This window comes from Serratia sp. (in: enterobacteria) (assembly GCF_046715635.1).
Classification (GTDB): Bacteria; Pseudomonadota; Gammaproteobacteria; order Enterobacterales; family Enterobacteriaceae; genus Chania.
In genome coordinates this window covers 1-12,781 of sequence record NZ_JBKJYW010000452.1, presented here as the reverse complement: position 1 = coordinate 12,781, position 12,781 = coordinate 1, and the positions used below count along the sequence as shown (strand labels likewise).

Here is a 12,781-nt window from a genome sequence, read left to right as displayed (position 1 = left end):
GTCAGAAACTGTTTAAATACCGCATCGTGCAGTGTAGGAGTGGTTTTTTTCATGTTGGTCATCCTGGACTTAACATAAAAAAACCTACCACAGGCATTCGCCCACTCACATTATGACAGTATTTATATGGAATCTGACTCGCATGCGGGCGCCCCTACGATGCCTCTTTGCGCACCACGTTGACCCGCCAGATACCAAAGCACACCAGCACCAGCGCCACGGCATAACGCCATTCCATGATGCTTTCCTGTAAGAAAATGGCCGACAGCACCGCGCCGGAAACCGGGATCAGGAAGTTGAACGGCGCAATCATGCCCACGCGATTATATTTCAGCAGCAGGCTCCAGAGCGCAAAAGCGACCGAGGACAGCAGCGCCAGGTAGCTCAGGATCGCCACCGATGCCCAGCCGTGGAACTCTAACCTGCCCCCCGCCAGATATCCCCCTACCGTCAGCATCACGCCGCCGATGGCCAGTTGCCAGCCGGTCATGATGGTTGGATCGACGGTCTGCGAAATGCGCTTGCCATACAGCGTAGCGGCCGAAAGGATAAACGCGGCGATCACCACAAAACCGTCCCCCAGCCAGCTAAAGCTGAAGTCCATCAGTTGACTGTTGAAGTTCACCACCATCACCCCGGCAAACCCCACCACGCAGCCGACGATTTTATTCATGCTAAGACGATCGTTGTTATAAATGAAATGCGCCAGCAACACGCTAAAGAAGGTGCCGGTCGCGTTCATGATTGACCCTTTAACCCCGGTGGTGTAGGCCAGACCGATATAGAAGAACACGTATTGCAGCGCCGTTTGCGTGCTCCCTAACACCACCAAATGTGAATACTGGCGCCGTGACAAACGACCGATGGGTTTACCCTGCGAGATGGCAAACAGCAGCAATAAGACCCCGGCAATCACAAAGCGGTAACCGGCAAACACGATCTTGCCGGGCAGATCGTCGGTGGCGATCTGGAAGATTTCATAGCCATTTTTAATGGCCGGATAGGCACTGCCCCACAGCAAACAGCAGAAAGCCGCACATAGCCAGACGAACTTCGGCTGGGTAAACAACGACAGGTTAGTCTTCACGCCCCTTTCCTTTCAAAAAATTAAAATCCCGTTTCATAATTTCGTATTATCCGTCAAAACAAAAAAATAGCCCGCGGTTTAATCAATAAATTGGCTGAACCCTTCGCCGTCACAACGCGTTATGATAGGGGGCAGGAAAATCACAACTCAGGAGAACATGGCGTGTCTACCGCAACCTTTAGCCGTTTAACTTCCCTTCTTGACCAACAGCAGGCGCGCTATCGCGTGGTTGATCACCCTACAGCAGGGAAATCCGAAGAAGTCGCCAAGATACGCGGTACCCAGTTGGGGCAAGGGGCGAAAGCGTTGGTGTGTCATGTCAAGGGCAACGGCATCAAGCAGCACGTACTGGCCATCCTGCCCGCCGACCAGCAGGCCGATCTCGGCGCGTTGGCACAGGGTGTTGGCGGTACTCGCGCCTCACTGGCCAGCCCTGTTGAAGTCGACCAACTGACCGACTGCGTATTTGGCGCGATCCCGCCGTTCAGCTTCCACCCGGACTTGCTGCTGGTGGCCGACCCGCTGCTGTTTGAGCGCTTTGACGAGCTGGCCTTTAATGCTGGTACGCTGGAGCGTTCGCTGATCCTTAACACAGGGGATTATCAGCGCATTGCTCAGCCCAGGCTGGTGAATTTCGTCCGCATGGAGTGATCTCCGGCCCCCCTCACCCCAACCCTCTCCCCCAGGAGAGGGAGCTGATCGGCGTCGTGATCAGGCTGTGCTGCTTCGGGAAGTAATGCGTAAGAAGAATGGCAATCGTCCCCTAATCCAATGTGGATCACCGGATTTTCAGACTCACTTGATCGGGTCCCCTCTCCCTTTGGGAGAGGGTTAGGGTGAGGGGCAATCGCTCAATTTTATTGATTATTTAACAACAGTTTAGCCATATTAATGGCCTCAATCAGCTGTGGCCGGTTCACCCGTGACGACTGGCTGTCCAACAGGCGTTGCCACAAACTTATCGCCTTGGCATATTCCGTATGCAAAAAGGCATCTGCAGCCAGCAGCATCAGCGCCGAGACCTCATCCTTATCCAGTGCCAAGGCCATTTCTAGATTGCTCTCCACCTGCGGGGTAATACGCTGCCCCGCCTGGTAATAAAGCACCGTCGCCAGCGCGGAGTACAGTTCAGCGTTCGCCCCCCGCAGAGCCAACGCCCGCTGATAGGCCGCCTGCGCGTCGGCAAAATTATCGTTAAACAGATAATATTCCCCCAGCTGTGCCCACAACACGCTGTCTTGCGGTGACTGGTCGATTTTTTGCTGTAACTGCTGCAACTCGCTTTCAGCCTGTTCTTGAGGCGTGAGCGGTTGGACTGGCAAGCTGCGCTTATGCTGTTCGGCCAACACAGTGGCCAGGCGGCCACTGGCCACATACCAACCCGCGGTGAGGCCAAGCACCAGCACGATAAACAGCAGAGGGTAACAACGCGATTTCATTCCGCTTTCCTCCGCCGCCATAGCACCAGTCCGATCGCCCCTAACATCAACGGCGGCAGCCCCCAAAGTAACAGCGTAGAGGCCTCAAATGCGGGTTGGTAGCGGACAAAGTTGCCGTAGCGTACCGTCATAAAATTCATGATTTCCGCCTGCGTTTTGCCTTGTTCAGTCATAGCGAACACCTCATGGCGCATGGCGACCGCCGCTGGGGCATTAGACTCCAGCAGGCTCTGATTCTGGCATTGCGGGCAACGGATCTGGCCTGCCACTGCCAACGCTCGCGCCTGCATTTCCGGCGAGGTGAATGCCCAGGTATCGACGATCTGGGCCGCCAGCGGCAACGTGATGCTTCCCCACAACAGCAGAGCGGTTAACCAGCGCATGCTTGCCTCCTTTGCCAACCGGTGGCCAACACGCCAATCATCATTAACGCCCCTCCCCACCAGATCCAGCGAATGCCGGTCTGCACATAAAAACGCATGGCATAACGCTGCTCGCCGCTTTTTTCCCCCATCACCACGTACCAGTCATGGAAAGCGTTCCAGTCGATACCTGGCTCAAACATCTGTTGGCGGCGGGCGGTGTAAAACCGCCTTTCAGGCGTTAACTGGGCCACCGGCTTGCCTTGCTGGGTAACCTCAATCACTGCCTGTTCACTGGTGAAATTAGCCTGAGCCTGCAAATCTACCGAGCGCAGCGTAAACTGGTATCCCGCCAGGCTGATCGTCTCACCCACGGTAACGTTCAGGCTGATTTCATGGCGTTGCAGCGCCGAACTGGCGATGCCTAATGCCGTCAACAGTACTCCGGCGTGAGCGATCCACTGGGCATAGCGCCGCCGCCTAAACCCGCCATAGCACATCAATACCAACCCCAGCAGTCCAAACGGCAGCAGCACCAGATTGAAATAAGGCGCACCGACCGAGATCTGCCCCCATCCCATCATCCGATAGAACATCGGGTATAAGGTGCCCACCAGCACAATCAGGGCGGCGGAGCTGAGAAGCAACAACGCGCCGAGCAACGCAGGTTTCACCGGGGACGTAACGGTTTTCCCCCGGTTGGCACGCAAGGCATAGATCAAAAACGACGATCCGCTAAGAAATGCAAACAGGATAAACAGGGGCAAAGCACGCTGCTCATCCAGCGCAAAGGCATGCACCGAAACCAGAATGCCTGAGCGAACTATCAAAGTGCCCAACAGACTGAGGACAAAGGTGCCCAATGTCAGCAACAGCGACCAATGGCGTAATCCGCCGGTACGCTGGCCGATCGCCAAACTGTGTAACAAGGCAGTCGCGGTCAGCCAAGGAAGCAGTGAAGCATTCTCCACCGGATCCCAGAACCACCAGCCGCCCCAGCCCAGTTCGCTGTAAGCCCACCAGGACCCCAAAATGATGCCGGCGGTGAGGAAACACCAGGCCGGTTTGGTCCAGCGCAGGCACTGCCCGGCAATCTCGGCGCTAAACTCCCCTCGCAGCAAGGCGGCCAGCATCAGAGCGCTGCAGGCGGCAAACCCGGCATAGCCCAAATAGAGCAGTGGAGGATGCAGGATCAAGCCGATATGTTGCAGCATCGGATTCAAATCGCGCCCTTGTACCGCTGCGGGGAAGAGCCGAACGAAAGGATCGGAGAAAAATAGAATGAAAAGCAGAAAACAGCCGACAATCAGCGCCAAAATGGCCAACGTGAGCGGCTGTAAAGAGCGTACCGATTTTGGGCTGAACAAGGCAAAGCAGGCAGACCAACCGGCCAGGCACAGCAGCCAGAGCAGCAACGAGCCTTCGTGCCCGCCCCACAGCGCCCCGGCCTTCATCAGCGGTGGCAACTGGCTGTGACCATGTTGCGCTACATACATGACCGAGAAGTCATTACGCAAAAACAGCTGTAGCAGAATGGCGAAAGACAGTGCGATTAACACAAAAATGCCCAGGCTCCAGCCACGTACTGGCAACAGCCCACCCCAACGGCGATCGTTAAACGCCAACAGCGTGATGCCAGCCAGCAGCAGCGACGCCGTGCAGGCCAGCAATAACGCTATAAATCCCAGTTCGGGTAACCACAACACATCTACCGCCTTATTCTCTTCTATCTGTCCTGCTCTACCCTATGGATTTCAAGTCGGCCGCTCATGCGCATCCCTGCGCTCTCGGCATTCGTACATCCTTGTACAGCACTACCAGGCGACAAGCTTGTTCATCCCCAGGAGCTTACTTTTCGTAAGTGACCGGGGTGGGCAAGTGCAGGTAACAACGCTGCGGCTTGAAAGACGACGGGTAAGCACTCAGGCCACCGTCATCTGCCCGGCATACAGAATAAAATAACGCAGCAACAGCACGCCACACAGGCTTGCGCCGCTGATCAACAGGATATGGAAATGCGCTTTCCCCCAGCCCAGAGCTTTCAGCAGCAATGGCATAATCAGCCCGCAACCAACAACCCCCAACCAGAACCACCAGGACCAGAATCCACCGCCAAGCGCGGCCGACAAGGCACGGAGCTTGCCGTCATCACCCAGCCACAGGCCGATGAAGAATGCCGCCAGCAGGAAGATCTCCAGCCACACCACCGGCGTCTCCAGGCGATGCAGGAAATGCACTTCCCGGCTGTGCAGATGGCCTTTCGGCCCGAAGGCCGCCACCAGCAATGCCACGGCGATCCCAGACGAAATGCCCGAGAACAGGAACAGCACCGGTAACAATGGGTTATTCAGCATCGGGTAGGACTTCAGCGCCGAAAGCAGGAAGCCGGTATAAGCCCCCAACAGCACCGCCAACACCAGCATCACCGTTTCTATTGGCCGCAACAGCGGCAGCAAGCGCTGCAGCAGGCGTGGGATCGCCGCGAACTTTGGCAACCAACGCTGTTGTAACGCCGCTACCTCGTCACGGAAGATCAACGCCAGCCAGACCACCAGCACCACCATGTAGACCTGGAACAGCATTACCCCCATCGACATCACCGAGGTGACGCTATAGTGGAACATCAGTTTCCAGAAGGTCCACGGACGGGTCAGGTGGAAGATCAAGATCACCAGCCCAAGCATGACCGAGGTTGGCGCGATAAACAGCGTGGTCAACATCACCCGGCTGTTGGAGGCGCCTTCCTCTGGATGATAGCGGCGCAACAGGATAGCCAGGGTGACCAAACCGGCGGAGATGCCGATCAGGAACAGGTAAATCGCAATCGGCCAGTCCCAGACCAGAGAGTCAAAATGAAAGGCAGAAGTCATTGACTTGTCTCCCCATATTTAAACGGCACGCGATACATTTTTGGCCGGGTCCCTAAGGCTATCTTGTAGCGATAAGTGGTCTTTTGCTGCAACAGACGCGAAATATCACTGAGTGGATCGTCGAGATTGCCAAAGGTTAATGCTTTGGTTGGGCACGACAATACGCAGGCTGGTTGCTTGCCCTGACGCAGGTTGGTCTTGCGGCAAAAATCGCACTTATCTGCCGTTTTGCTCACCGGATGAATAAAGCGGACCTGGTAAGGGCACGCAGCGATGCAGTATTGGCAACCGACACAGAGATCCGGGTTCACATCGACAATGCCGCTGGCGGCATCGATAAACGAGGCCCCGGTTGGGCAGACATGCACACAGGGAGCATCATCGCAATGCTGGCACGAATGGCGGAAAAACCGGTACTTCACGTCCGGAAATTGGCCTATCGGTTCGCTACGGATAATCTCCAGGCGTGAAACGCCCACTGGCACCTGATTGACTTCGCGGCAAGCATCGATACAGGCGGTACAGCCGATGCAACGCGACTCATCGTGGATCATGCCGTAACGGATGCCATTGACGTTCATGGTACGCGCCAGCAGCTTTTCCGCCAGGGTCGAGCCAGCCGCCAACACGCCAATGCCTACGATAAAACGGCGCCGTGAGCAGCTCATGGCTGCCCCTTATCCAGCCTTACGGACGCTGGATTAAACGCGGGATCATCCTGTTGTTGACGGTGGCAGTCCACGCAGAGCTTGATCCGCCCCTTGTCGTTCAGCCCTTGTACCTTATCTTGCTGCGGGTGCAACGTATGGCAGCTGGCGCAGCTCACCTTGGCCAAATGCACATCGTGTGGCCAGAAGGCTTTTTGCAACGTCTCTGGCAAGTGGCAGGACATGCAAACGCTGTTTTGCTGTTCCACACCGAACATCGGCTCGTTGAAACGCATCACATCTTTCACGCCCTCACGGTGATGCAGCGAAGGTGAACCGTGACAGTTGGTGCAGGTCAGCGGCAATTTGTTATTCGGGTTAACGGCTCCCGCATGTTTACCGTGCATCGCATTCTGTTGCGGCTTGTGGCAGCGCAGGCAGGCCTCATCCGGATTACGTTGCAAGGTGATTTCCGCCGATTTCTGTTGAACAGCGGGGCTGTCGGTCTGGGCCGATACCGGTAATACTGTCAGCCAAAGGCTACAAGCAAGCACCCCGGTAGTTAATAACGAACGTAGTACGCTCATATTGACTCCATTTATTTACGCCCCGCGCACGGGGCGGAGGGGTTATTTGCCTAACAGCCCGGTTTTACGTGCCTGTTCATCCCACTGGGGAACGACCGTTTTGAGGAATTCCTGCTTTTCGGCATTCAACTGTGGCATATCCATACCCAGTGCCAACTGGGCCTTTTCCTTGGTGGAAATGTCCGGCAACTTGACTTCGGTGGTGATGCCCTTGGTCGCTAACAGACGGATCAACTGAGTACGAGCCTGTGCTGCCTGATCGAGCGCGGTGCCCAAAATGCGCAATGCAACTTCTGGCGCATGCATTTGAATACCGTGGGAAGCAATGGAATAATCCCAGCGCCATTGCGCATGACGGATGTGGGTCAGGATCGGTTTCATCTCGGCTTCGGTGGCACCGGCATCCCAAGCCGCTTTCGCCTCAAAGTGCGCGTGTACCAGTTGGTCTTCAACCTTCAGCTTGATCTCGTTGATATCCTGCTTACGTTTTTCCACCACCGCCTGCAGGCTGGCTTTATCCTGGGTGTGGCAGTTCTTACAGGTTTGATCGAAGTTATCGAACGGGTTGCCAATTTTGTGATCGGTATAGATCTTGCCTTCGGCGTTTTGCACTTTCGGCATATGGCAGTCGATACAGGTGACGTTGTTTTTGCCGTGGATACCTTCGCGCCAGGTTTCATATTCCGGGTGCTGGGCTTTCAGCATTGGCGTCTTGGACAGCGGGTTGGTCCAGTCGGAGAATTCGATATTGTCGTAATACACTTCCATGTCATCGACCGTGGTGCCCTTGTCCCAAGGGAATTTCACCGCTTTGTCTTTACCATCGAAGTAGTACTCAACGTGGCACTGCCCACACACCATCGATTGCTGATCGAAGCGGCCAGCCTGATCAAACGGCTTACCGATCGTCTGCATGGCACGAGCCGCGTAAGGGCGGGAAAGGTGCAGCGCAGGTTTACCGGCGGCAAAATCAGCGGAAGCGGTATTGTGGCAATCCGCACAGCCGAGATTATTGACGATTTCCGGCCCGCCACGCGCCCATTTGCCATGGAAATAGCTCGCTTCGCCCTGTTCGGCGATCACCCTGGCGACGTCCGGGCTTTTACAGCTCCAGCAGGCCATCGGCAACGGACCATCTTCTGCCGTTTTTGGTGCGCCGGTGCGCAAGGATTCACGGATATCCGTTATGGCATAGGCATGCCCACGCGGCTTGTTGTAATCCTTGGCGAACGGGTACCCGGCCCAGAGAATGACCAGGCGCGGGTCGCCAGCCAAAGCATCTACCCGATCGGACTGCTCAGAGGTCGCCTGCCAGGACTTATATTGGTCGGGGTGAGGTGCAGAGAAGGTTTCATTCTTGGCTTCAACCTTCTGCGGCGTGACGGCAGGTGTCGCATCTGCCTGGGCCGAAAAAGGCAGAAAAACCGCGTACATCCCTGCCAGAAATAGCATCAATAACTTGCTTACCTTATTCATAAGCATCCCATCCGTTTTGCCTGCTTGAGAGCAGTGCTTTTATTAATAGTTGAGTTCTTGTTAGAACATATTTTCGACATCACACCGTGCGTAGGGATACCATAGACCACACGAAAAATGTTGTCTTTGGTCAAGTTCTGATGGGTTGCCAAGTTGTTGATTGAATTTTGCGAGGCAGCGCAAACTCGAACTAACTCTATTTAGTTATTGATAGATAACGATTTCGGTGGATGACCGAAATTAAGACGAGTGCTCAGTGCTCCCCCTCACCCCAACCCTCTCCCCAAAAAGGAGAGGGAGCCAGTCCAGTGCTACGTTCAGGTACAGGGGTTAATCTGTAGCTTGGCCACCCGGCCATCAGGAAGTGGACTATACCCACAAGGGTGGAAACCACCACAGGTCGTTAATCGCTTCATCACCTATCCCGACCTCTTCCATCAGTCAATTTTACTGCCTGCAAAAAACGGCATTTTTTAATTGACTGACCGTCAGTCAATGAATACCGTAGCGCTACTCCATACGCAAAAGAGGGATTAATTATGGTACGTACAGTGAAAACGCCAGAGGTGCGCCGGGCTGAAATTTTGCAGGCGGCGAGCGAGTTGTTTCAGGAAATCGGCTATGAGTCGACCTCTGTTGACTCCATCGTCCGCAGCGCAGGCATCGCCAAGGGGACGTTTTATTACTACTTCAAATCCAAGGATGAGGTACTGGCGGCGCTGGCACAGCAACTGTGTGCCGAGATGGTTGCCCGCTCACAAATCATTGCCGACGATCCGCAACTGGGGGCGATTGAAAAGTTCTGCGCCATCATCGCCGCGCAGAATCAAACCGTAGAAGCCGGGCAGGCTTTGGTTGAAGACTTACACCGCCCTGAGAACCGCGCCTTGCATGAGCGCAGCAATATTGAAACGGTGTTGGCCTTTGGGTCAATTCTTGCGGCAGTGGTCGAGCAGGGAAACCAGGAAGGCGTTTTTCAGGTTGATGATCCGCTATCAACGGTACAGTTCATTCTCGCCGGTTCGCTGTTCCTGTTCGGCCACCAGATGTTTAGCTGGACGCCTGAAGAGCAAGCCGCGCGTATGCAGGCCATGCTGCTGCTGATCGAGCGCGCCTTCGGTGCCGTTGCCGGGTCTTTTGCCGCCGTTTTAGGAGCCAGCATCCAAGGAGAGGAATAAGCGATGATCCCGGTAATCCGTTATTCTCCGCTACGCTTTTTTGGTCTGGTTTTTGCGTTTTCATGGTTACCGTGGACCCTCGCAGCCTATCTGAGCCATTTACCGGATAGGCAACAGTCGACGCTATTTGTGGCACTGCTGGGATTACTTGGCCCAGCCCTGGCAACAGGGGTAATGATAGGGACGGCCAAAGGTCGGCGGTTATGGAGGGATATTCGCAGCAGAGTATTTTCTTTGGCAGGGATAACGCTGGGCCGCACGCTAACCATGTTGGGGTTAATCCTGCTGCCGTTACTGATGGCCATTTGGCTGTCGGTGCCGCTAGGCTTGGGGACCGCCCAGTTTGCTTTTTCCAGCGGTTTTCTGCCCATGCTACCGCTGGCACTGATCGCTTCAATACTGGAGGAACTGGGCTGGCGCGGTTATGGCGTCGATAGCTTGAGAGGCCGTTGGCCAATGCTGCTGCCCACCTCGTTGATCTTCTTTGGGCTATGGGCACTCTGGCATTTACCCTTATTCTTTATTGCAGACACCTATCAGCATCAACTATGGCAGGCCGGGGGAATATACGTTACCAACTTCTTTATCAGCATGTTTCCTGCCGCCGTGCTGGCCAACTGGTTCTACTATCGTTGTCAGCGTAGCATTCCGGCGGCCATTTTATTTCACTTTACCCTGGTAATGGCGGCAGAGCTTATGCAGGTTGCACCGCTGACCAAATGTATCTGGACTGCCCTATTATTGCTGATAGCCACCTTACTTATCGCCATTGAACAGGAGCTGTTTTTCAAAGAGTAAGCACTCTTAATTTATTAACGCCTTAATAAGAATTTAATTTCAGTTATCGGCTCATTAGCAGCTGATGGCAACCTTTTGACCTAACTCTGGGAGATTTATCATGATGGATTATTCTTTTTTATCTACTCGCACGTCATTTTTAATGGTTAAACCGCTCTCACTGGCGACTATATTATTAACGGGCAATGCGTATGCTGGCGACTGGTCGGTAGGCGCTGGCGTTCTGGCAGAGCAGTTACCCTATCGCAATTATGATGCACAATATATACCGCTACCGATTTTGACTTATCAAGGAGAGCAGTTTTTTATTAACGGCCAAGGGATCGGCATTAATCTACTGAGTTCCGAGAGCCACAATCTACATTTGGCGGTTAACTACTCCCCGCTAAGCTTTAAACCTGCGGATAGCGACGACCCGGCGATGAAAAAGCTGGATAAGCGGCGAGCCACTGCCATGGCAGGCATCGGTTATCAGTATCATGCCGATTGGGGGAGCCTTAACGCTGATATTGCAACCGACGTGCTGGGCTATAGCGACGGCGTAATTGCCGATGTTGGCTATCAGTACCGCTTCCAGTTTGGCAAGTTGCAACTGGTACCCGGCTTCGGTATGCGCTGGCAAAACCGCGCCTTCAATAATTACTATTTTGGTATCAGCGAACGGGAGTCACAACGCAGCGGGATGCAACAATACCGGGCGAAAAGTGGCGTCACATCTTATATTTCACTCGCCAGCTATTATGCTATTAATAACGACTGGCAGCTGTTCCTGATGGGATTTAATGAGCAGATGAGCGACACGGTGAAAGATAGCCCGATGACCGATCGTGATTATAGTGTCAACGCAGTGGCCGGCGTTTTGTATAGCTTCTGATAAACCAGCCATTAAATCCCTGCTTCTATTTAAGGGGAAAAACTAAGCTCGCCATAACAAACTGCACCTTAAGCGGTTGATAATCCACAATGAGGTGCAGTTTGCTGGTTAGCCAAACCGTTTTTGAATAGTCACCAGCAGAGCGCTGATGACGGTAATGCCGGTGGTGTAAAAAAAGGCATAAGGCACATTTAGTTAATTTCTGGTAGAAGCAGTAAGTCTTGGTACTGCTCCTTATTGTCAGCGACTATTTTCATCACTTTCGCGCTATAGTCACTTTGTGCTTTTCCCTTATCATCCTCAGCTAAACCATACGCTACCCTACATTCATGCTGGGATTTTAAACATGCAGGACCAAGTCGATGCTCATATATTTTATAGGTATATAATATCGTCATCTCAGTCATTGACTGTGGCTTATAATTATCTTCGGATGCGCGACTGATATTATTAATGACTTTTTTAACAACCTTTTTAACAAATTCTGATGCGAATTCACAACGACCTAATACTGGCCTATTCGACTCAAGACCCTCACCGTAACAGATAAAATCTATTTCACTGCCTTTTTTTAGATGTCGCATCTTGTCATCTTTTTTATTGGCATAGAGGTAAACAGCACTATTATTTTTACCATTGGCAACAATGACTGTTCTACCACTAGAGTCCGATTTAATAGCGCTGGCAACCGTTTTAATCCTGACCAGCCCATCCTTGTATTTTTCATCAGATACCAACTCATTGTTTTGATAGTCAACAATTAATTGGTTTGCCGTTGTGTCCACGATGGACTGCCCAATAACAGCTTCCCCCCCCTTAAGAAACGCAGCAGAATCATCATCCATCGTAAGGCGGCTAAACACATTTAATCCAGCTTGATTTGCTGGTTTTAATGTCACAGCATCCTGAGCGAAAACGCTACTACTTGCCAGCACCAATAATACAATCAGTTTTTTCATCCTTTAAGGCCCTTAATTGATTTTGTATGACGCAACCCAGCCGGCCGCTAACGCTGCTGATGAAAATGCCAAACAGGCTGCGGCTATTAGCTTGTTCTTCACTTCCTCTATCCCAAGGTTAACATTTTCCAATATGCTAGCACCTGTTGATACAGAAATCAGTTGCCGTTATCTCGTTTTTTGTGGCGCATAGGTTGGGAGAGTATAATTTGGGCATCATTTTGATGTTTAAAATTAAAAAATCAAAAACCGGCGTCAGCGTTTGCCTTCTCATAAGCCAAATTTAGTCAGCTACCCACATCACTCCCGGTAAAGCAAATCCCCATAAATCCCAGTCAGCACTCCCCCCGGAGCGAACTGCTTTTTGATCCACTGGGTGACCTGCCCGGTTGCCGCATGCTGCGTCGCCAGCAACATACTGGAATCCTGCCGTGGGTTATGAATGGCACGGGTAGCCAATAGCCCTTCCGCTACCGGCTCACGCGCCATATATTCCGGTAAGAA

General features: G+C 53.1%; 13 protein-coding genes and 1 pseudogene. 4 read left to right on the top strand and 10 right to left on the bottom strand.

What is annotated here, in order from left to right:
• Positions 1-154: 154 nt before the first annotated feature.
• Positions 155-1,087 (bottom strand): DMT family transporter, encoded by a 933-nt coding sequence (locus ACLQ7H_RS23495; protein WP_411754747.1) that lies wholly within the window; start codon positions 1,085-1,087, stop codon positions 155-157.
• A 162-nt stretch (positions 1,088-1,249) separates the two neighbouring features.
• Here ACLQ7H_RS23495 and ACLQ7H_RS23490 point away from each other — a divergent pair, with 162 nt between their 5' ends.
• On the top strand, positions 1,250-1,738 hold the full coding sequence (locus ACLQ7H_RS23490; RefSeq protein WP_411754746.1) for a YbaK/prolyl-tRNA synthetase associated domain-containing protein: 489 nt from the start codon (positions 1,250-1,252) through the stop codon (positions 1,736-1,738).
• Positions 1,739-1,944: 206 nt separating this feature from the next.
• Here the strand turns inward: ACLQ7H_RS23490 and ACLQ7H_RS23485 are convergent, their stop codons facing one another.
• From ACLQ7H_RS23485 to nrfA, 7 genes are all read right to left on the bottom strand, one after another.
• A complete protein-coding gene (locus tag ACLQ7H_RS23485) occupies positions 1,945-2,526 on the bottom strand; it encodes a heme lyase NrfEFG subunit NrfG (RefSeq protein ID WP_411754745.1) in 582 nt (193 codons plus the stop codon).
• Positions 2,523-2,909 carry a cytochrome c-type biogenesis protein CcmH gene (locus ACLQ7H_RS23480; RefSeq protein WP_411754744.1) on the bottom strand — a complete coding sequence of 129 codons (387 nt, stop codon included), beginning with the start codon at positions 2,907-2,909 and terminating at the stop codon, positions 2,523-2,525. Before ACLQ7H_RS23480 ends, ACLQ7H_RS23485 begins: the two co-directional genes overlap by 4 nt.
• Positions 2,897-4,594, bottom strand: coding sequence for a heme lyase NrfEFG subunit NrfE (gene nrfE / locus ACLQ7H_RS23475; RefSeq protein ID WP_411754743.1), 1,698 nt, complete (start codon positions 4,592-4,594; stop codon positions 2,897-2,899). Before nrfE ends, ACLQ7H_RS23480 begins: the two co-directional genes overlap by 13 nt.
• Before the next feature lie 216 nt (positions 4,595-4,810).
• Complete coding sequence (gene nrfD / locus ACLQ7H_RS23470; RefSeq protein WP_411754742.1) at positions 4,811-5,758, bottom strand: cytochrome c nitrite reductase subunit NrfD; 948 nt, start codon at positions 5,756-5,758, stop codon at positions 4,811-4,813.
• Positions 5,755-6,426, bottom strand: coding sequence for a cytochrome c nitrite reductase Fe-S protein (gene nrfC, locus ACLQ7H_RS23465; protein ID WP_411754741.1), 672 nt, complete (start codon positions 6,424-6,426; stop codon positions 5,755-5,757). The genes nrfD and nrfC overlap by 4 nt, the downstream gene beginning before the upstream one ends.
• Complete coding sequence (nrfB, locus tag ACLQ7H_RS23460; protein WP_411754740.1) at positions 6,423-6,992, bottom strand: cytochrome c nitrite reductase pentaheme subunit; 570 nt, start codon at positions 6,990-6,992, stop codon at positions 6,423-6,425. Before nrfB ends, nrfC begins: the two co-directional genes overlap by 4 nt.
• Before the next feature lie 42 nt (positions 6,993-7,034).
• The gene (gene nrfA / locus ACLQ7H_RS23455; RefSeq protein ID WP_411754748.1) at positions 7,035-8,426 is read right to left on the bottom strand and encodes an ammonia-forming nitrite reductase cytochrome c552 subunit; all 1,392 of its coding nucleotides are present in this window, start codon (positions 8,424-8,426) and stop codon (positions 7,035-7,037) included.
• Positions 8,427-9,007: 581 nt separating this feature from the next.
• On the opposite strand from nrfA, the gene ACLQ7H_RS23450 reads away from it, so the two are divergent.
• The 3 genes from ACLQ7H_RS23450 to ACLQ7H_RS23440 all read left to right on the top strand — a co-directional run bounded on the left by ACLQ7H_RS23450 (position 9,008) and on the right by ACLQ7H_RS23440 (position 11,318).
• Positions 9,008-9,646: a TetR/AcrR family transcriptional regulator gene (locus ACLQ7H_RS23450; RefSeq protein ID WP_411754739.1), complete on the top strand. Its 639-nt coding sequence runs from the start codon at positions 9,008-9,010 to the stop codon at positions 9,644-9,646.
• A gap of 3 nt (positions 9,647-9,649) precedes the next feature.
• A complete protein-coding gene (locus ACLQ7H_RS23445; protein WP_411754738.1) occupies positions 9,650-10,444 on the top strand; it encodes a type II CAAX prenyl endopeptidase Rce1 family protein in 795 nt (264 codons plus the stop codon).
• Between the two features lie 100 nt (positions 10,445-10,544).
• Complete coding sequence (locus ACLQ7H_RS23440; protein ID WP_411754737.1) at positions 10,545-11,318, top strand: MipA/OmpV family protein; 774 nt, start codon at positions 10,545-10,547, stop codon at positions 11,316-11,318.
• Between the two features lie 191 nt (positions 11,319-11,509).
• On the opposite strand, the gene ACLQ7H_RS23435 is transcribed toward ACLQ7H_RS23440, so the two are convergent.
• Positions 11,510-12,277, bottom strand: a complete 768-nt coding sequence (locus ACLQ7H_RS23435; RefSeq protein WP_411754736.1) for an OB-fold protein — start codon at positions 12,275-12,277, stop codon at positions 11,510-11,512.
• A gap of 300 nt (positions 12,278-12,577) precedes the next feature.
• Positions 12,578-12,781, bottom strand: a pseudogene (locus ACLQ7H_RS23430) (LysR family transcriptional regulator); the annotation flags it as partial.